Here is a 16,858-nt window from a genome sequence, read left to right as displayed (position 1 = left end):
CCGAAGAAAACAGCCCGACACCGCACAAGGCGGTGTCGGGCTGTTTTCAGTATTGGTCGTTGGACTTGATCGCCTCGAGGAGTTGGCGTACGGCGATAACTCGCCGGGCGGATTTTCCTTCGAGTAGATCGAGCTTGCACTCGGGGTCGGCCGGGGGGCCGAGGTGCGTGCAGCCACGGGGGCAGTCTTCGATCTGCGCGGCAAGGTCGGAGAACGCTGCCACCACATTCTCGGGGGAGATGTGGGCGAGACCGAACGAGCGGATGCCCGGTGTGTCGATCACCCAACCGCCACCGGCCAGGGGGAGTGCCACCGACTGAGTCGACGTGTGACGGCCCTTGCCGACGCCGGAGACGATGCCGACTGCGCGATTCGCGTCGGGGACAAGACGATTCACGAGCGTCGATTTGCCGACGCCTGAGTGGCCGATCAGTGCCGTCAGCTTGTTGTTCAAGATTGTGGTGAGCTCGTCGAGCGGATCGTCGCGGCCGGCAACAACAACCTGGATGTCGAGATCGGCAAACGTACTGGCAAATTCTTCCGGTGGTTCGAGGTCGCTCTTGGTCAGACACACGATGGGCGTCAGGCCGCCGACGTACGCCGCGACCAGTGCGCGCTCGACGAAGCCGGTGCGCGGCGGCGGATCAGCCAGGGCCACCACGATCAGCAACTGCTGGGCGTTGGCGACCACGATGCGTTCGAAGGGGTCGGTGTCGTCGGCGGTGCGTCGGAGCACAGTGGAGCGCTCGGAGACCCGGATGATTCGAGCGAGAGTGTCGGTTTTGCCGGACAGATCGCCGACGATGTCAACCTGATCGCCGACGACGATCGGTGTGCGGCCCAGTTCGCGGGCGCGCATCGTCACGATCAGTCGGTTGGGATCGCCTCCCAGGACGCAACCCCAGCGTCCGCGGTCCTTGGAGACCACCATCCCCGATTCGGCGGACAGGTGCTCAGGGCGAGTCTTGGTACGGGGGCGTGATCCGCGGCCGGGGCGGACCCGGACGTCGGACTCGTCGTACTGCCGCTTACTCAGAAGCTTGCCTTACGTGCGGAATGATCGAGCATGTCGGTCCACATGCCCTCGAAGCCCGGCAGCGTTTTTGCTGTTGTCGCGACGTCATCCACTTCGACGCCCTCGACCACCAGGCCGATGATGGCGCCGGCCGTCGCCATGCGGTGGTCTGCATACGAGAGCCATTGTCCACCATGAAGTTTCGCGGGAACGATGGTCAGTCCGTCTTCGGTTTCGGTGACGGAACCGCCCAACTTGTTGATCTCGTCGGCGAGCGCAGCCAGGCGATCCGTCTCGTGGCCACGCAGGTGAGCGATGCCGCGGAGGTGGGAAGTTCCTTCGGCCAGGGCCGCGAGCGCCGCGACGGTCGGGGTGAGTTCTCCGACGTCGTGCAGATCGATGTCGATGCCGCGCAACGTTTCCGGTCCTTGCACGGTCAGGATACCGTCGGCAAGAGTGACTTCGGCTCCCATCGAGACGAGGATCTCGCGGATCGCGTCGCCGGGCTGAGTGGTCGACGACGGCCACAGCGGCACGCTGACGGTTCCGCCGGTGACGGCTGCGGCCGCCAGGAATGGTGTGGCATTGGACAAGTCGGGTTCGATGGCCCAGTCGACTGCGCGCACGGGTCCGGGCTCGACACGCCAGGTGTCGGCGTCGCCGCCGGTAGCCGGGGTCGTGACAGACACACCCGCTTCGCGGAGCATCGAGGTGGTCATGTCGATGTGCGGCATGGACGGGACAGGCTTGCCGCTGTGCTGAACGGTGACACCTTCCTCGAATGCGGCAGCCGAGAGCAGTAGTCCGGAGACGAACTGTGAGGAACCGGAAGCGTCGATCGTGACGGTTCCGCCGCGCAGAGAACCGGTGCCTGTCACGGTGAAGGGGAGGGCGTCGCCCTCGATCTGTGCGCCCAGCCCGCGAAGTGCCTCGAGGATGGTGTCGAGCGGCCGCGTGCGGGCCTGCTCGTCGCCGTCGAAGCGAACGACGCCGTCGGCCATTGCGGCCAGGGGCGGGAGGAAACGCATGACGGTACCGGCAAGCCCACAGTCGACGTCTCCGCCGCGGAGGGGTCCGGGAGTGATGCGCAGAGTGCTGGGGTTGCCGGCTTCTTCGATGCCGATACCGAGATCACGCAGCGCTGCGATCATGAGGTCTGCATCGCGGCTGCGGAGAGCACCGGTGAGCGTGGACGGACCGTCCGCCAGAGCTGCCAGAATCAGGGCTCGATTGGTGATGGACTTCGATCCCGGCAGCGTTACCACTGCGTCGATCGGTGTTTGGGCTAGAGGGGCGCTCCACAGACTCAGACTCACAGGGTCCATCTTCTCTTATCAGTGGGGGAATGGTCGAAACCGTGCCACTCTGGGTGTCATGTGCGGAAGGTATGCGACCACAGCGGACCCGGCGAGCTTGGCGATCGAACTCGATGCGCTCGACGAGACGGACCATTTGTCGGAGGCGTCGGCGGACTTCAATGTCGCCCCCACAACCAAGGTACTGACCGTCGTCGAGCGTCATGACCGGGATAATCCCGACAGTGATGCGGTCAAGCGGATCCGGCAGATGCGGTGGGGATTGGTGCCGTCCTGGACCAAGGAACTCGGCAAGGGGCCGGTGCTGTTCAACGCTCGGGCGGATTCACTGGCCGAGAAGCCGGCTTTTCGGACGGCATTCACATACAAACGATGCCTCGTTCCGATGGACGGTTGGTACGAGTGGCAGACCGAACCGCAGGGCGGCAAGAAGGTCTCGAAGATTCCGTACTACATGCATCCGGGTGACGGATCGAGGCTGTTCATGGCCGGTGTGTGGTCGGCGTGGCGGAATCCGGCCGCCGAGAATGCGGATCCGGTCCTGAGCTGCTCGATTGTCACCGTCGATTCGCTCGGCCACCTCGAACAGGTCCACGACCGGATGCCGCTGGCACTGCCGCGTGATCGCTGGGAAGCGTGGCTCGACCCGGATCACGGCGCAGACCCGGCGCTACTCGAACCGATTCCCGATCTGTTTTCCGGAATCGAGATCGATCGAGTCCGGCCCCTGGTCAACAGCGTCAAGAACAACGGACGCGCGTTGATCGAGCCGGACGTCGACCGTGCCGGAGAGCAAATCAGCCTGCTTTAGCTCAGTGACCACGTCACAGTTCTATCGGAGTGACCACGTCACAGTGACCTCGAAGGACACCTGCTGGGTGCCCGGAGCGATAGCCATGTCCGACATCGAGGCGTTCGGGGAACGCATGATGTCCTGGTTGCCCGTGGTGTTGTGAGCTTCCGTGATTGTGATGACGTTCGACAACGACGTCCCGGAGAGATCCGCGTACTGCTCGGCTCGGGTCTTCGCGTCCTCGAAAGCGCGGGTGCGAGCATCGGCGAGGAGCTTGGAATCGTCGTCGATGTCGAAAGCCACGGTGTTCAGACGTGCTGCATTTCCGCCGGCCGCGATACCCGCATCGAGAACCCCCGACGCCTTATCCAGATCACGGACGATGATGCGCACCGAGTTTGTGGCGCGGTATCCCGTCACGTTGCCGCCGCCGTACGGGTTGCCGTCGTACTGCGGTTGAACCGACAGGTCGCTCGTCTGGACGTCGTCGGCAGCTACTCCCGCAGCGACCATGGCGTCGATCATCGCGCGCGCTTTCTCGTTCGATTGTGACACTGCGCCGGTGACGTCGGGCGCAACAACTTCGACGCCGATGCCGGCGGTCAGGATGTCGGGTGCTCCGCGTACTTCGCCGGTTCCGACGACAGTCACTTCTTTGGTCGCGGACTCGGAACTTCCGCACGCGGTGAGTGAAACGGTCAGTGCAGCAGTCGCTGTCAGGAGGGCAAACGCTGTTCGTCGTGTTGTCCGCATGATTTCAGACCGTACCGCCCGTTTAGTGGGGATGGGGCAAAACGAGTGGATCCGGAGTGTCAGCCGGCCGTGATCTCGGCGAACACTGCTTCGCTGAGATTGCCGAGATCGTGTGGAGCAAGCTCGATTTCGAGTCCGCGTCGTCCGGCGCTGCACAGGACGCGATCCCAGTTCAGGGCGGACGAGTCGATGACGGTCGGCAGTTTCTTGCGTTGGCCCACGGGGGAGATGCCGCCGAAGACGTAGCCACTCGAGCGTTCGGCGTCGGCGCGTCCTGCCATGACGGCTTTGCTCGCGCCGAGTGCGCCGGCAGCGGCTTTCAGGGACAGCTTGGCCGGGACCGGCAGCACCGCGACTGCAAGTTTGCCCGTATCGAGTTTGATCACCAGGGTCTTGAAGATCTGCGCGGCTTCGGCACCGGTTGACGACGCGAGCGCTGTCACGGCTTCGTCGCCGAAGGATTCGGCGCGAGGATCGTGGTCGTAGCTGTGGATGTGGTGTGGTGTCTTCGTCTTCTCGAGGAGTGTGGTCGCAGGGGTCGCGGTTCCGGCCATTCGGTCACTCTATGTGGGCGCTGACTCAGGCGGGAACAGAGTCGGGACGTGCTGTGTTGGTACTGGTTGATCACCCTTGACTATCGAAGGAGCGACCGTGCTGGCTGTGCGCGAGCCACTACCGGCCCATAGGTCGGAACTTGTGTTGGCGGTAACCTTGATCCCTACGGCGAGCGAAGGGATCAGAGTGCTGGAACACGACCGGCCCAAGGATGAACAGCCAGAGGTCAGCGAACCTTCTGACGCTGCGGTATCCGAAACGCCCGAAAGCCAGGACGAGTTGATCGCGCGTTTCGAGCGCGACGCGTTGCCTCTGCTCGACCAGTTGTACGGTGCTGCGCTGCGCATGACGCGCAATCCTGCTGATGCCGAGGATCTGGTTCAGGAGACATACGTCAAGGCGTACACCGCTTTTCGTTCGTTCCGTGACGGAACCAACCTGAAGGCGTGGCTGTACCGGATTCTCACCAATACCTACATCAACTCGTACCGGAAGAAGCAGCGTCAGCCGGCGCAGTATCCGACCGACGAAATCACCGACTGGCAGTTGGCTGCCACGGCGGAGCACACCTCGGCAGGTCTGCGTTCGGCTGAGGTCGAGGCTCTCGACGGGCTTCCCGACGACGACATCAAAGCGGCTCTGCAGTCACTTCCCGAAGAATTCCGCATGGCGGTGTACTACGCCGATGTCGAAGGATTCCCCTACAAGGAGATCGCAGAGATCATGGGCACACCGATCGGAACGGTGATGTCACGGCTGCATCGTGGGCGGAAGCAGTTGCGCGGATTGCTCGCAGATGTCGCGAAGGAACGCGGATTCAACCGCGGCGGCACCAGTGTCTCGAGCACGGATGCTGCTGCCGAGGCGGAAGGTGTCACTCGATGAGCACGCAGGACGAATTCGAACGGCTCGACTGCTCGGCGGTCATTGCTGACGTGTGGTTGATGCTCGACGGTGAGTGCGACGACGCCAGCCGGGCGCGTCTGCAGCGGCACATCGATGATTGCGGATCCTGCCTCGCGGCCTACGGGATCGAGGAGAAGGTCAAGAGCTTGATCAGCCGCAAGTGCGGCGGTGACCACGCACCGGAAAGCCTGCGTCAGCGGCTCACTATCGAGTTGCGGCGCACCATCGTCATAACGACTACCGAAACAGACAATTAGTCGGCCAGCGGGCGTCTGAGTAGGGCGCAACGACAAAGGGTGGGGAAGCGTAATTGCGTCCCCACCCTTTGCCGTTTGCTGCATTACATGTCAGGCGTTTGGACGCTTGCCATGGTTTGCTTTGCTGCCCTTACGGCTACGCTTCTTACGACCGCGCTTACCCATGATTGGTCTCCCTTCTGTTTCTTTCGCATCATTCTTTCACGCCCTCGCGGGTGTGGTTCCATTGGCAGGTCGATCGGGTGTTCCGACGACGCGATACCACTGGTTTTAAGACGAAGTGAGGTTCACGATGGCAGAAGACGTGCGCGCCGAGATGGTTTCGACGGTCTACCAGGTAGTCGTGAGCGAAGGAGACGTGGTGGCCGACGGTGACACCTTGGTCATCCTCGAGTCCATGAAGATGGAGATCCCGGTCTTGGCAGAAGTTCCGGGGACGGTCACCACCGTGGGCGTCAAGGTAGGCGACGTCATTCAGCAGGGTGACCTGATCGCAGTGATCTCCTAAGCGCAGCGATGTCCACACTCAGTGACCTGCTGGCCGAACATACCGACCTGCCCGGTGCGGCAGTCGATCATCTTCAACGCGTAGTCGGCGAATGGCAACTTCTTGCGGATCTGTCCTTCGCGGACGTTCTGTTGTGGGTCGCCACCGAATCCGAGGAATCCGAGTCCGCCGGTTCGATTATCTGTGTTGCGCATTGTCGCCCGACGACGGCATCGACGGCTTTCCCGGAGGATGCCGTCGGGACTGTGGTGTCGGAGTCGGAGCACCCTCAGGTGTTGCGCGCGCTCATCGAAGGGCGTGTTGTCCGGGCCGAAGACGTCGACTGGCGTGAGGGCATGCCGCCGCGCCGTGAAGCAGTGCCGGTGCGGTTGGACGGTCGCGTCATCGCCGCGCTCAGTCGCGATACCAACCTGTCGAATCAGCGGGCGCAGAGTCCGCTGGAAGTGGCGTATCTCGATTGCGCTGCGGACCTGTGCCAGATGATCAGCGACGGTACGTTTCCGATTCGCGAGTCTCGCTCGGACACCAACTCCAGTCCACGTGCCGGCGACGGTTTCATCAGGCTCGACACCGAGGGCACGGTTGTGTACGCGAGCCCGAATGCGTTGTCCGCGTATCACCGGATGGGGTTGAGTTCGGACCTGGTGGGTCAGGATCTCGCCGCCGTGACGCGAGTGTTGGTGACAGACCCGTTCGAATCTCAGGAAGTAGCCGGATACATTCGAGATACGTTGGCGGACAAGCCTGGTCGACGGATGGAGATCGAAGCGCGCGGCGCCACGGTGCTGCTGCGTGCCTTGGTTCTCAAGCCGGGCGGTCAGCATGTGGGTGCCGCCGTCGTCGTTCGCGATGTCACCGAGGTGAAGCGTCGTGATCGGGCGTTGCTCAGCAAGGACGCAACAATTCGTGAGATTCACCATCGGGTGAAGAACAACCTGCAGACCGTCGCGGCGCTCTTGCGTTTGCAGGCTCGTCGCACCAGTAACGACGAAGCGCGACAGGCGTTGACCGAATCGGTCCGACGTGTCAGTTCTATTGCATTGGTACATGACACGTTGTCGATGTCGGTGGACGAAGAAGTCAACCTCGACGAGGTGATCGACCGGTTGGTTCCGATGCTCTCCGACGTGGCGGGAGTCGGTGCGCCCGTGACGATTCGGCGAGAGGGAAGCTTCGGGGTCTTCTCTGCCGAACGTGCGACACCACTGGTGATGGTGTTGACGGAGTTGGTGCAGAACGCAATCGAGCACGCTTTCGATCCGGGTATCGAGGGCACGGTGACGCTCAGTGCCGAGCGATCGGCTCGGTGGCTCGACGTGATCATTCACGACAACGGCCGGGGTTTACCGGCGGGATTCAATCTCGAGAAGTCCGACCGCCTTGGCCTGCAGATCGTGCGAACTTTGCTGGGAGCGGAGTTGGGTGGTTCTCTGGGATTGCATCCGGGCAGTGGCGGCGGTACCGACGCGGTATTGCGTGTGCCACTCGGACGGCGAAGCGCGCGTTACTGATTCGGGCAGACAAAAAGCCCGGCACCATGGTGTGCCGGGCTGTCGTCTTCGACCGGTGGCAGGAGTTGCCTACTCACCGCGTCGAACGTCGGGGTGAAGAACGTTTCGGTTCTTACCTAGACGGAAGTGCGTGCACGAGTCCGTGCGTTGCGACGCTTGAGTGCGCGACGCTCGTCTTCGCTCATTCCGCCCCACACGCCTGCATCTTGACCGGACTCGAGAGCCCAGGACAAGCATTCAGCGGTGACGGGGCAGCGGTTGCAGACAACCTTGGCATCGGCAATCTGGGCGAGGGCCGGTCCGCTGTTTCCCACGGGGAAAAACAGTTCGGGATCCTCGTCGCGACAGATTGCGTTGTGGCGCCAGTCCATCCTTTTCGCTCCTTAAGCTGGGTGTGAATACACCGTTTGGTACCAATGAGTTTGTGTGTGCGTATTCAATGTTTCCGCACTGTTACTTGTGAATGCTTTCACGAACTCACGGTATGTCAATAGATTTGGACAGGTTCGTGTGCCAACTCACTAATTGTTGACGTACCGCCTGGCTACCTTGTCGCCATCCGGATTTTACCTACGCCCGCCGACAAAATTTGACTGTTCTTGCAGGTCAGTAGGATTTTGTGAATTACTCCGGGAGTGGTGCGTACACCTCGAGTGCGTCCGGCACGGAGGTAAATTCGACCGTTTTGCGAAGTCCGATGAAATCGCCGTCCATCTGTAAACCGATCGGCCGCGACGATTCGATGGTGATGTGGGGGACGTTGTCGGTGCGGACGAGGACTTTCGATTTCGGCTCGGCGCCACGAGCCAGCAGTTGCCGGACAACCCGTAGGGACGGAAGGACTTTGGTGCTCGTCATAGCGAAGAGGCCGAGTCCGGAGTCGAAAGTTGTTCCGGGATTGGTGTGTACAGGACGAGCATCGAGATAGGTCCACGGACTCGAGTTGGAGACAAATGCATAGTGGACGCCCGCAATCGGATCCTGATCCGGAAGCCGGACGGTCAGTGCGGGTTCCGCTCGCTTCGAGCGAAAGAAGGAGGCAATTGCAGTTCGCACGTATCGAGCCGGGGTTGCCGGATCACCATTCTTCCGACTCGCGTCGACTGCCTCGCAGACGTCGGCGTCGAGACCCATTCCGGCATTGAACGTGAACCAGCGGTTGTCGGCATGGGCGAGTCCGATGCGCCGATGCGTCCGTTCGGAGAGTAGGTCGATGAGCTGGTTGGTGGCATCGACGGGGTCGGCGGCGATTCCGAGCGAGCGCGCGAAAACATTGGCGGATCCGCCCGGAACAACTGCGACGGTCGGGATGGGTCCGATGGGCACAGCTTTCATGGACGCCGGGTTCGGTGCACCGAGAAGCCCGTTGACCACTTCGTTGACGGTGCCGTCGCCGCCGTGCACGATCACGCATCCGAAGCCGTCTTCATGCGCTTGCCGAGCCAGTTCGGCGGCATGTCCACGGTGAGTGGTGTGCTCCACGGTGAGGCGCACCCGGCTTTCGAGGGCATGAGCCAGAAGGTCTCGACCGGCAGCAGTAGTCGAGGTGGCATTGGGATTGACGATCAGCAGTGCGCGCACGGGGCATGAGCCTATCCGGTGTCGTGTTCTAGGCTGGTCTCGTGCCGAATACTGCCAGCCCCGAGACCCTTCCCAACACAGTCAAGTGGGCGGGTGCCCTCGTGACGCTGCAAGGACTGGTTGCCGTCGGCTTCGCTGTCGTCGCTGTGATTCGTGGCTTGATGGGACATGACCAGAGCGTGACCAACGGCTACGGGTTTGCTGCGTGGGTCGCCATTCTCGGTGGCGCCGTGCTTGCTGCCGGCATTGCCTTGCTGGCCGGTCGACGATGGGGGCGCTCCATCAGCGTCGTCGCTCAGCTTCTGCTTCTTCCCGTGGCCTGGTCGCTGCTGACCGATTCGCATCAGGTGTTTCTCGGTGTTGTCCTCGGCACCGTCGTTCTGGCCACGCTGGTATTCCTGTTCTCTGCGCCCACCTCCCAGTGGATGGCGGCGGAGTACGGAGATTTCGCGGACGAGACAGCAACCGAGACCGTCGACGACGCCGCTGAGCGCGAGAACAAGACCGAGGACTGACGCTGCAGCGCCTTACCGCGCTTCTTTACTGCGCGTCGTCTGCCAGCGCACCCAGGTGCTCGCCGGTCAGGCGATACGTGGTCCACTCGGTCTTCGCGTCGGCGCCGAGTGATTCGTAAAACTTGATCGACGGCGTGTTCCAGTTGAGAACCGACCACGACAAGCGTGTGTAGTTGTTGTCCGTGCATTCTTTTGCCAATGCGGCGAGCAACGCTTTCCCATGCCCGGATCCGCGATGACTCGGCTTGACGTACAGGTCTTCGAGGTAGATGCCGTGCGCCCCGTCCCACGTGGAGAAATTTCGGAACCACAGCGCCATGCCGACGACGTTGCCGTCGTCGGAGACCGCTACGTGTGCAAAAGCTGACGCTGCATCACCGAACAGGGCTTCGCCGATCTGTTCGGGCTTGACGGTGCACTCGTCGAGCGCCTTCTGGTAGTCGGCCAACTCGTAGATCATGTCCGTGATCGGTTGGACATCGGAGGGCGTGGCGCGTCGAATCATGGAACGGATCCTATTACGCGGGAGATCTTCAGCCTTCGGCTAGCGGTGGAACATTGTGATGCAGTAGGTGGGTCGCACCATGTTCGTATCCGAGCACCGAGTAGGCGCCGGGGGAGAGCGCGAATCGCCGCCCTTCGCTGACCGGAAGTTCGAGCCAGCGTGCGATCAGGGCCCGCGAGAAGTGTCCGTGCCCGATCAGGATGACATCACGCTCGGCCAACTGTGATTGCGCGAGAGAAAGAACCATGTCAGTGCGAGCATGGATCTCATCGGCGTGCTCACCGCCGGGGCAGGGATGCGTCCACACGGTCCAGTCAGGAACGCTTCGCCGAATTTCGGGTGTGGTGAGTCCTTCGTAATCGCCGTAGTTCCACTCCGACAACGCATCCCACGTCCGGTCTTCCGGAAGGCCGGCGAGATCGCCGGTGCGTTGGGCACGTAGGCGGGGGCTGGTCAGGATCATCGGATCACGAAGATCGAGCCTGCGAATGCGGTTGCCCGTCGCAGTGGCCTGGATCTCGCCGAGCGCGGTGAGCGGAACTTCGGTGCGGCCGGTGTGCTTGCCGGTGCGTGCCCATTCCGTCTCGCCATGGCGCATCAGAACGACTCGTGCATTCAAGTCCATGTAGACCATCATTGCAGGACGACCGCGTGTACTGTTCGCCTCTCCGCTCGAAATACGTAAGGATCTTCTTTGTGACGACGGTTCTCGCAGTGGCGAATCAAAAGGGCGGCGTGGCAAAGACCACGACCGTCGCCTCCTTGGGCGCGGCTTTGTCCGCGCTCGGTCAACGGGTGCTCGTGGTGGATCTTGATCCCCAGGGGTGTCTGACGTTCTCTCTCGGGCACAATCCTGATCGGCTCGAGCGTTCGGTCAACGAAGTTCTGGCCGGCGACATCGAGGCTGCTGACGCAGTCTTGACCACGGCCGACGGTATGGACCTGCTGCCCGCGACCATCGATCTGGCGGGGGCAGAAGCGCTGCTGCTGATGCGGCCCGGCCGAGAATTTGCACTCAAGCGTGCGCTGTCGCCGTTGCTCGGAAACTACGACGTCGTGATCATCGACTGTCCGCCGTCGCTGGGGGTGCTGACACTGAACGGTTTGACGGCCGCGCAGTCGGTTCTTGTTCCGCTGCAATGCGAGACGCTCGCACATCGAGGCGTCGGGCAACTGCTGCGCACGGTTCGTGAAGTGCAGGCCATCACCAATCCGGATCTGGTTCTGCTCGGCGCATTGCCGACGCTCTACGACGCCCGAACCACGCACAGTCGTGATGTTCTCGCCGATGTCAGCGACCGCTACTCGTTGCCGGTTCTTGCGCCGCCGATTCCGCGGACCGTAAAGTTCGCGGAGGCGTCGGCGTCCGGTGTGACGGTGCTGGCGGGTCGTAAGAACAAGGGTGCCGACGCGTATCGCGATCTTGCCGCCAACCTTGTGAAGCATTGGGCAGGAAGCGAAGTCGAGACCTTTGTCCCGGAGCTGACGCTCTAGTCGTTAACGCAGTGCGACGAGGGTTCCGCCGCGCTGTTCGAGGATGGTGGCGCCGGCGCCGGCGATAACGATGGGCGTGGTGACCTCACCGCGGTCGACGCCGATCATGCGGGAGACGGTGCCGTCGGCGGGATTGATCATCGCGATCCCATTCGGCACCGGGACGAGTAGTTGCCCGGACACCATTGTTCCGGGGCCTGCGGTGCCCGCGACAATCCAGGTGGGGGTCAGGTCACTCGTGCGGAGATTGATCGTCTGGGTGCCGGTCCACCACGTGATGGCGTTCTTGTCGGCGTTCACGGTGGATTTTTCCGGGACGACGCCGTCGATCGGATAGTCGACCACGCCCGCGCCGCTGCCGTCGAAAATGCTTATCCGAGAAGGGTTTCCGTTGGCAGCGGGTAGGTACACCGCAGTTTTTTCGCCGGAAACGGCCAGGATACGGGCGCCGATGGAATCAGGAAGGACTACAGACCCGTATTCTTCGGGTTCTTGGGCATCCTTGGGGGCGGGATTCATCACTGTCAGGCGGTTCGACGCGTCATCCGGGCATTTTTCGAGAACGGACAGGCGGCTGGAACTCGAAGCGGCGCCGAGCAATTCGCACCCGCTACGTGGTTGCTTCGTGGGGTTGACGGGGGCGTCGACGCGGCCGTATTCCAGTGTCCGGACCAGGTCTGAGCGCCAGAGTTCCAGACGCGTGGAACCGCGTGAGATGAGGTAGGTGCCGTCGGCGGACAGCGTCACTGCCGCATCGGCGTCGCTGTTGCGTTGATCTTTGCGTGCGCCGGTGTCGGCGACCAGTGAGGTGACCTGTGAGCATCCGCGATTGTCTTGATACACAGCGACAACGCGATCCCAGGTCTCGATGGCACCGCACAGCGGGATGTTGCGCGAGTAGCGCCACACTTCGTCGCCGGTTGCGGGGTCGCGCCCCACAACATCGCTGCCGTCGGCCGTGACGGCAGCGTTCCCAGCGGCGATGGGGGAGGACGAATCGGCACTCGGAAATTCCCAGACCGCGCTGAGCACGTCGGGTAAGACCACCGACGTTGCCAGCGGGGGAAGAGTTGTGTCAGCGGTGACCGAGGTGGTTCCGCGCGCATCACTGCGCAACCACACCACGGTCACCGCCACGATCACGGCCAGCGCGATACCGAGAGCAACGATTACATCTGAGCGAGTTCGCCGTTCCGGTGCCAGCACATGGGGAGCTTACTCTGCGGCGGTTGCCGCGCCGGCTGCCACGGGGCGACGGCGGCGACGGCGACGCGGCTTGGAAGCGTCGTCGGCGGCTGCGTCACCGGTAGCGGCGGGAGCAGTTGCACTGGCACTGGCCGTTGCGGTCACTCCGGACTGCGTTGCTCCGGTACCTTCGTCGCCGGAGCGGGTACGCCGACGAGTGCGGGTCCGTTTCGGAGCAGTGCTTTCCTCGGTGCTGTCGGAGTCGGAGCTTGCTGCCGCAGCGGGCTTGCTCTTCTTCTCGGCGGCAGGCTCGGCAGCCTTGGGCTTGCGGACGGTGCCCTTGGCGTCAGCCGGGATAGCCATCTCTTCGTACAGGTGCGGTGAGCTGGAGTACGTCTCGACCGGATCCGGGATGCCCAGGCTCAGGGCCTTGTCGATGAGCTGCCAACGGGGGATGTCATCCCAGTCGACCAGCGTCACGGCGATACCGGTGCGGCCGGCGCGGCCGGTACGACCGATGCGGTGCACGTAGGTCTTCTCGTCTTCGGGGCACTGGTAATTGATGACGTGGGTGACGTCGTCGATGTCGATACCGCGAGCGGCGACATCGGTGGCGACCAACACGTCGACCTTGCCGTTGCGGAAGGACTTCAAGGCCTTCTCGCGGGCGACCTGACCGAGATCACCGTGAACGGCTCCGACCGAGAAGCCGCGCTCCGCAAGATCGTCGGCGACTTTCTGGGCGGTGCGCTTGGTGCGCGTGAAGATCATGGTGGCGCCGCGGCCTTCGGCCTGCAGTACTCGCGCAACCATTTCGGCCTTGTCCAGGGCGTGAGCACGGTAGATGTGCTGGCTGGTGCGGTCGTGGACGGCCGAAGATTCGGCTTCCTCGGCGCGGATGTGCGTCGGTTGCGTCAGGAAGGTGCGAGCGAGCGTGATGATCGGGCCCGGCATGGTTGCTGAGAACAGCAACGTCTGACGCTTGTCGGGGACCATTCCCATGAGGCGTTCGATGTCGGGCAGGAAGCCGAGATCGAGCATTTCGTCGGCTTCGTCGAGAACGAGTACGCCGACCTTGCCCAGGATCAGGTGCGACTGATTGGCGAGATCGAGCAGGCGTCCGGGTGTGCCGACAACGACGTCGACACCCTTCTGGAGAGCCGCGATCTGAGTTTCGTAGGGGCGACCACCGTAGATCGGCAGAACCTGAAGGCCGCGATCACCGACGCGGAGGTACTTGCTGGCGTTCTCGAGGTCGCGGGCGACCTGGATGCACAGCTCACGGGTCGGGACGATGATGAGGGCGCGCGGCGTGCCGTCGAGAGCAGCCGTGCCGTTGGCGGCAGTGACGATGCGATGCAGCAGCGGAACGCCGAAACCGAAGGTCTTGCCCATTCCGGTGCGGGCCTGACCGATGAGGTCATCGCCGGCCATAGCCAGCGGAAGAGTGAGTTCCTGGATGGCGAAGGTGCGTTCGATACCGATCTCGTTCAGGGCGCGGACGATTTCGTCTCGCACACCGAGTTCGGCGAAGGTCGGGGGTACATGGGTGTCGTCGAGCTGGACCGAAACTGTGTTCTCGGTTGCTTCGTCTTCGTGGTCGATCGTGATCTTGCTCAGCGGACTGGCCTTTCCTTGTGGCGGTACGCACGCACAAGGTAAGGGGCCCGGCCGTAAATCGGCCGAAGTCGATGCCCTCTTGTTCGTCGGCCATGCCTACGCCTCAGCTCGAAGAGTTCGCGGACTTGTTTTTTTCTGATGCCGTCCGTGAAGTCTCGGCGAAGCGGGCAACAACCTTCGATGCAGGTGCGCGCACATTATCTGGTTGGTTTACGTGGAACCATGTGGTTTACGTGAAACCGTGGGGGTCGCGTGAAAAAGGTCATCCCGGCCGACGTCAGAGCGTCAGAGCGGGGGAAACTAGCGAACTCCCGAAACCCATTGTAACTGGCGCCCGGCACACTCTCGGTAAAGCATGGCCTAGATCACGGCAAGGCATGGCCTAGATCACGCTGCAGTCCCGGGTAGCTTGCCCAGCCGGGCGGGCGCAGTGGCATTAGAGTTCGTAACCATGGGCGCACACGATCTTGATGCTTCGGCAGACACCGGTACGGAAGCCCGCGTGGCTTCCGATCATCCGGGTGTCATCGACTTGTTCGCGGTACTCGCCTACGGCGAGATATCTGCATTCTACCGGCTGTCGGAAGATGCTCAGATGGCACCTGAGCTGCACGGGAAGGTCGCAATTGCCAGTATGGCTGCGGCCGAGATGGCTCACTTCGAAACGTTGTCGACTGCCCTGACCGAGCGTGGTCACGACATTTTCGAGGTAATGGACCCGTTTGTCCGGGCGTTGGACAACTACCACGCATCGACGACGCCTTCGACGTGGCTGGAATCGTTGGTGAAGGCCTATGTCGGCGACGGAATTGCCGCGGATTTCTATCGTGAGATCGGCCATTCACTTCCGACCGATGTGGCGGCGATCGTCGAGGACGTGCTGTCGCAGACGGGTCATTCCGAATTCGTGGTCCTCGAAGTGCGGGCAGCGGTGGAGGGGAGCACGCGGGTCAAGGACCGCCTCATGTTGTGGGGGCGCAGGTTGCTCGGCGAGGCGATCACGCAGGCGCAGTTCGTTCTCGCGCAGCGTGAGGACCTCACCGACCTGGTGATCTCGGCCTCCGGGGACCTCAACGGCGTGGTGGCACTGTTCGACGGTATGCAGGCCAAGCATGCGGAGCGCATGGCCACACTCGGCCTGGTCTGACACGGCGTCTGCGCCTGTTCGCTCTGGGCACAGCGCGGCAGCGAGCGTGTCGGTGTGATGCTGCACTAGCCTGGCCAGGACAGCTGATGTATTTCACGAACAGTTCGGAGGTTGACCGTGGAGGTCAAGATCGGTGTAATCGACAGCCCGCGTGAGCTCATCGTCAACAGCGAACAGACCCCTGACGAGGTCGAGGCACTGGTCTCGAGCGTCCTCGGTGGCAGCGAGCCGGTTCTCTCACTCGTCGACGACAAGGGCCGCAAGTTCCTCGTGCAGGCGAGCCGTGTTGCGTATGTGGAGATCGGTCCTTCCGATATCCGCAAGGTCGGGTTCGCACCTACCGTCTGACACGCAAAGCAAGACAAGAATGGCGGGCAGTCACGAAGACTGCCCGCCATTCTTGTGTCGCAGAAGTGATCAGGAGTGCAGCGGCACCCGTGACAGGCCGCCCCAGGCCAAGGAAACCGTGATTTCGACGGCTTCTTCCTTGGGGATCGGGCGGGCGGCTTCGAGCCAGTAGCGTGCGGTGAACTGGCTGGCGCCGACCAGGCCGACGGCCAGGATTCGCGCTCGGTAGGGGTCGAGACCGGAATCATGGCTGACCAGGTCGAATACTGCGTCGACACATGCTTCGGTGGCCTGCTCGACGCGGGTCTGTACCTGCGGCTCGCCCATGATGTCGGACTCGAAGACCAGGCGGAAGCCCTGGGAGTCGTTGTCGACAAAATCGAAGAAGGCCTGCACAGCTGCCCGCACACGCTGCTTGTTGTCCGTGGTGGATCGCAAGGCCTGACGGACGCCGGAGATGAGGCTGTCGACGTAGCTTTGCAGAACTGCTACATACAGTTCGAGCTTGCCGGGGAAATGCTGGTACAGGACGGGCTTGCTGACGCCGGCGCATTCCGCGATTTCGTCCATACCGGCCGAGTGGTAGCCGCTCGCCACAAAAACTTCGCTGGCTGCAGCGAGGAGTTGAAGGCGGCGTGCATCTCGCGGAAGGCGGGTGCTGCGGCGTGTACCAGCCGGCTTACCGGCCGTTGTACCGCGATCGGAGTCGGTCCGATCCGCGAGTTCTGTCATGTCGCTTCCAATCTGAGCAAAAGTAAAATTCGGCTGCCGCACGGACCTTCGCGCCGCATATGCGTACTCGTCAGTATCCTCCGTCACACCGGCCGTAGCTGCATGAACGATACCGTG

Annotated in this window: 21 protein-coding genes; 9 read left to right on the top strand and 12 right to left on the bottom strand. The window is 62.5% G+C overall.

Annotation, left to right across the window (positions count from 1 at the left end):
• Positions 1–46 precede the first annotated feature (46 nt).
• Both rsgA and aroA read right to left on the bottom strand, forming a co-directional pair.
• Positions 47–1,036, bottom strand: coding sequence for a ribosome small subunit-dependent GTPase A (rsgA, locus tag MTX36_RS09005; protein ID WP_243619466.1), 990 nt, complete (start codon positions 1,034–1,036; stop codon positions 47–49).
• Positions 1,033–2,340 carry a 3-phosphoshikimate 1-carboxyvinyltransferase gene (gene aroA, locus MTX36_RS09000; RefSeq protein WP_243619373.1) on the bottom strand — a complete coding sequence of 436 codons (1,308 nt, stop codon included), beginning with the start codon at positions 2,338–2,340 and terminating at the stop codon, positions 1,033–1,035. Before aroA ends, rsgA begins: the two co-directional genes overlap by 4 nt.
• 49 nt (positions 2,341–2,389) lie before the next feature.
• Between aroA and MTX36_RS08995 the strand changes: the two genes are divergently transcribed.
• Positions 2,390–3,142, top strand: coding sequence for an SOS response-associated peptidase (locus MTX36_RS08995; RefSeq protein ID WP_243619372.1), 753 nt, complete (start codon positions 2,390–2,392; stop codon positions 3,140–3,142).
• A gap of 21 nt (positions 3,143–3,163) precedes the next feature.
• On the opposite strand, the gene MTX36_RS08990 is transcribed toward MTX36_RS08995, so the two are convergent.
• Together MTX36_RS08990 and ybaK are read right to left on the bottom strand one after the other, a co-directional pair.
• On the bottom strand, positions 3,164–3,877 hold the full coding sequence (locus tag MTX36_RS08990; protein WP_243619371.1) for an SIMPL domain-containing protein: 714 nt from the start codon (positions 3,875–3,877) through the stop codon (positions 3,164–3,166).
• Between the two features lie 59 nt (positions 3,878–3,936).
• Positions 3,937–4,431 (bottom strand): Cys-tRNA(Pro) deacylase, encoded by a 495-nt coding sequence (gene ybaK, locus MTX36_RS08985; protein ID WP_243619370.1) that lies wholly within the window; start codon positions 4,429–4,431, stop codon positions 3,937–3,939.
• A gap of 187 nt (positions 4,432–4,618) precedes the next feature.
• Between ybaK and MTX36_RS08980 the strand changes: the two genes are divergently transcribed.
• Positions 4,619–5,317: a sigma-70 family RNA polymerase sigma factor gene (locus MTX36_RS08980; RefSeq protein WP_243619369.1), complete on the top strand. Its 699-nt coding sequence runs from the start codon at positions 4,619–4,621 to the stop codon at positions 5,315–5,317.
• The gene (rsrA, locus tag MTX36_RS08975; protein ID WP_094272120.1) at positions 5,314–5,595 is read left to right on the top strand and encodes a mycothiol system anti-sigma-R factor; all 282 of its coding nucleotides are present in this window, start codon (positions 5,314–5,316) and stop codon (positions 5,593–5,595) included. Before MTX36_RS08980 ends, rsrA begins: the two co-directional genes overlap by 4 nt.
• Positions 5,596–5,685: 90 nt before the next feature.
• Here the strand turns inward: rsrA and MTX36_RS30535 are convergent, their stop codons facing one another.
• Positions 5,686–5,760: a 50S ribosomal protein bL37 gene (locus MTX36_RS30535; protein WP_374230456.1), complete on the bottom strand. Its 75-nt coding sequence runs from the start codon at positions 5,758–5,760 to the stop codon at positions 5,686–5,688.
• A 127-nt stretch (positions 5,761–5,887) separates the two neighbouring features.
• Here MTX36_RS30535 and MTX36_RS08970 point away from each other — a divergent pair, with 127 nt between their 5' ends.
• Both MTX36_RS08970 and MTX36_RS08965 read left to right on the top strand, forming a co-directional pair.
• Positions 5,888–6,103, top strand: coding sequence for a biotin/lipoyl-binding carrier protein (locus MTX36_RS08970; protein ID WP_007731208.1), 216 nt, complete (start codon positions 5,888–5,890; stop codon positions 6,101–6,103).
• 8 nt (positions 6,104–6,111) lie between these two features.
• On the top strand, positions 6,112–7,614 hold the full coding sequence (locus tag MTX36_RS08965) for a sensor histidine kinase (RefSeq protein ID WP_243619368.1): 1,503 nt from the start codon (positions 6,112–6,114) through the stop codon (positions 7,612–7,614).
• A gap of 116 nt (positions 7,615–7,730) precedes the next feature.
• Here MTX36_RS08965 and MTX36_RS08960 read toward each other — a convergent pair whose 3' ends face one another.
• Positions 7,731–7,985 carry a WhiB family transcriptional regulator gene (locus tag MTX36_RS08960; RefSeq protein WP_003940950.1) on the bottom strand — a complete coding sequence of 85 codons (255 nt, stop codon included), beginning with the start codon at positions 7,983–7,985 and terminating at the stop codon, positions 7,731–7,733.
• A 253-nt stretch (positions 7,986–8,238) separates the two neighbouring features.
• On the bottom strand, positions 8,239–9,195 hold the full coding sequence (locus MTX36_RS08955) for a diacylglycerol kinase family protein (RefSeq protein ID WP_243619367.1): 957 nt from the start codon (positions 9,193–9,195) through the stop codon (positions 8,239–8,241).
• A gap of 41 nt (positions 9,196–9,236) precedes the next feature.
• Between MTX36_RS08955 and MTX36_RS08950 the strand changes: the two genes are divergently transcribed.
• Positions 9,237–9,710: a hypothetical protein gene (locus MTX36_RS08950; RefSeq protein ID WP_243619366.1), complete on the top strand. Its 474-nt coding sequence runs from the start codon at positions 9,237–9,239 to the stop codon at positions 9,708–9,710.
• Between the two features lie 25 nt (positions 9,711–9,735).
• Here MTX36_RS08950 and MTX36_RS08945 read toward each other — a convergent pair whose 3' ends face one another.
• Together MTX36_RS08945 and MTX36_RS08940 are read right to left on the bottom strand one after the other, a co-directional pair.
• Complete coding sequence (locus MTX36_RS08945; RefSeq protein ID WP_243619365.1) at positions 9,736–10,215, bottom strand: GNAT family N-acetyltransferase; 480 nt, start codon at positions 10,213–10,215, stop codon at positions 9,736–9,738.
• Between the two features lie 28 nt (positions 10,216–10,243).
• The gene (locus tag MTX36_RS08940; protein WP_374230453.1) at positions 10,244–10,840 is read right to left on the bottom strand and encodes an acid phosphatase; all 597 of its coding nucleotides are present in this window, start codon (positions 10,838–10,840) and stop codon (positions 10,244–10,246) included.
• A gap of 71 nt (positions 10,841–10,911) precedes the next feature.
• Here MTX36_RS08940 and MTX36_RS08935 point away from each other — a divergent pair, with 71 nt between their 5' ends.
• Positions 10,912–11,709, top strand: coding sequence for a ParA family protein (locus MTX36_RS08935; protein ID WP_243619364.1), 798 nt, complete (start codon positions 10,912–10,914; stop codon positions 11,707–11,709).
• A gap of 3 nt (positions 11,710–11,712) precedes the next feature.
• On the opposite strand, the gene MTX36_RS08930 is transcribed toward MTX36_RS08935, so the two are convergent.
• Both MTX36_RS08930 and MTX36_RS08925 read right to left on the bottom strand, forming a co-directional pair.
• Positions 11,713–12,915 carry a hypothetical protein gene (locus MTX36_RS08930; RefSeq protein ID WP_243619363.1) on the bottom strand — a complete coding sequence of 401 codons (1,203 nt, stop codon included), beginning with the start codon at positions 12,913–12,915 and terminating at the stop codon, positions 11,713–11,715.
• Between the two features lie 9 nt (positions 12,916–12,924).
• Positions 12,925–14,514, bottom strand: coding sequence for a DEAD/DEAH box helicase (locus tag MTX36_RS08925; protein WP_243619464.1), 1,590 nt, complete (start codon positions 14,512–14,514; stop codon positions 12,925–12,927).
• 451 nt (positions 14,515–14,965) lie between these two features.
• On the opposite strand from MTX36_RS08925, the gene MTX36_RS08920 reads away from it, so the two are divergent.
• A complete protein-coding gene (locus MTX36_RS08920; protein WP_243619362.1) occupies positions 14,966–15,661 on the top strand; it encodes a ferritin-like fold-containing protein in 696 nt (231 codons plus the stop codon).
• A gap of 117 nt (positions 15,662–15,778) precedes the next feature.
• Positions 15,779–16,009 carry a DUF3107 domain-containing protein gene (locus MTX36_RS08915; RefSeq protein WP_094272130.1) on the top strand — a complete coding sequence of 77 codons (231 nt, stop codon included), beginning with the start codon at positions 15,779–15,781 and terminating at the stop codon, positions 16,007–16,009.
• Positions 16,010–16,078: 69 nt separating this feature from the next.
• On the opposite strand, the gene MTX36_RS08910 is transcribed toward MTX36_RS08915, so the two are convergent.
• Positions 16,079–16,741, bottom strand: a complete 663-nt coding sequence (locus MTX36_RS08910; protein ID WP_094272131.1) for a TetR/AcrR family transcriptional regulator — start codon at positions 16,739–16,741, stop codon at positions 16,079–16,081.
• Positions 16,742–16,858 lie beyond the last annotated feature (117 nt).

Origin of the sequence: Rhodococcus sp. ARC_M6 (assembly GCF_022810305.1) — a bacterium.
In the GTDB taxonomy this organism is placed as follows: Bacteria; Actinomycetota; Actinomycetes; order Mycobacteriales; family Mycobacteriaceae; genus Rhodococcus_F.
Note: the sequence above shows the minus strand (reverse complement) of the source record. Positions and strands in the feature narration are given on the sequence as shown.

Excerpts from the sequence above, each read along its gene's own strand:
- MTX36_RS08920 (WP_243619362.1), top strand. The coding sequence starts at position 14,966 with ATGGGCGCACACGATCTTGATGCTTCGGCAGACACCGGTACGGAAGCC.
- MTX36_RS08965 (WP_243619368.1), top strand. The coding sequence starts at position 6,112 with ATGTCCACACTCAGTGACCTGCTGGCCGAACATACCGACCTGCCCGGT.
- MTX36_RS08970 (WP_007731208.1), top strand. The coding sequence starts at position 5,888 with ATGGCAGAAGACGTGCGCGCCGAGATGGTTTCGACGGTCTACCAGGTA.
- MTX36_RS08945 (WP_243619365.1), bottom strand. The coding sequence starts at position 10,215 with ATGATTCGACGCGCCACGCCCTCCGATGTCCAACCGATCACGGACATG.
- rsrA (WP_094272120.1), top strand. The coding sequence starts at position 5,314 with ATGAGCACGCAGGACGAATTCGAACGGCTCGACTGCTCGGCGGTCATT.
- MTX36_RS08960 (WP_003940950.1), bottom strand. The coding sequence starts at position 7,985 with ATGGACTGGCGCCACAACGCAATCTGTCGCGACGAGGATCCCGAACTG.
- MTX36_RS08995 (WP_243619372.1), top strand. The coding sequence starts at position 2,390 with ATGTGCGGAAGGTATGCGACCACAGCGGACCCGGCGAGCTTGGCGATC.
- MTX36_RS08910 (WP_094272131.1), bottom strand. The coding sequence starts at position 16,741 with ATGACAGAACTCGCGGATCGGACCGACTCCGATCGCGGTACAACGGCC.
- MTX36_RS08990 (WP_243619371.1), bottom strand. The coding sequence starts at position 3,877 with ATGCGGACAACACGACGAACAGCGTTTGCCCTCCTGACAGCGACTGCT.
- aroA (WP_243619373.1), bottom strand. The coding sequence starts at position 2,340 with ATGGACCCTGTGAGTCTGAGTCTGTGGAGCGCCCCTCTAGCCCAAACA.
- ybaK (WP_243619370.1), bottom strand. The coding sequence starts at position 4,431 with ATGGCCGGAACCGCGACCCCTGCGACCACACTCCTCGAGAAGACGAAG.
- MTX36_RS08940 (WP_374230453.1), bottom strand. The coding sequence starts at position 10,840 with ATGGACTTGAATGCACGAGTCGTTCTGATGCGCCATGGCGAGACGGAA.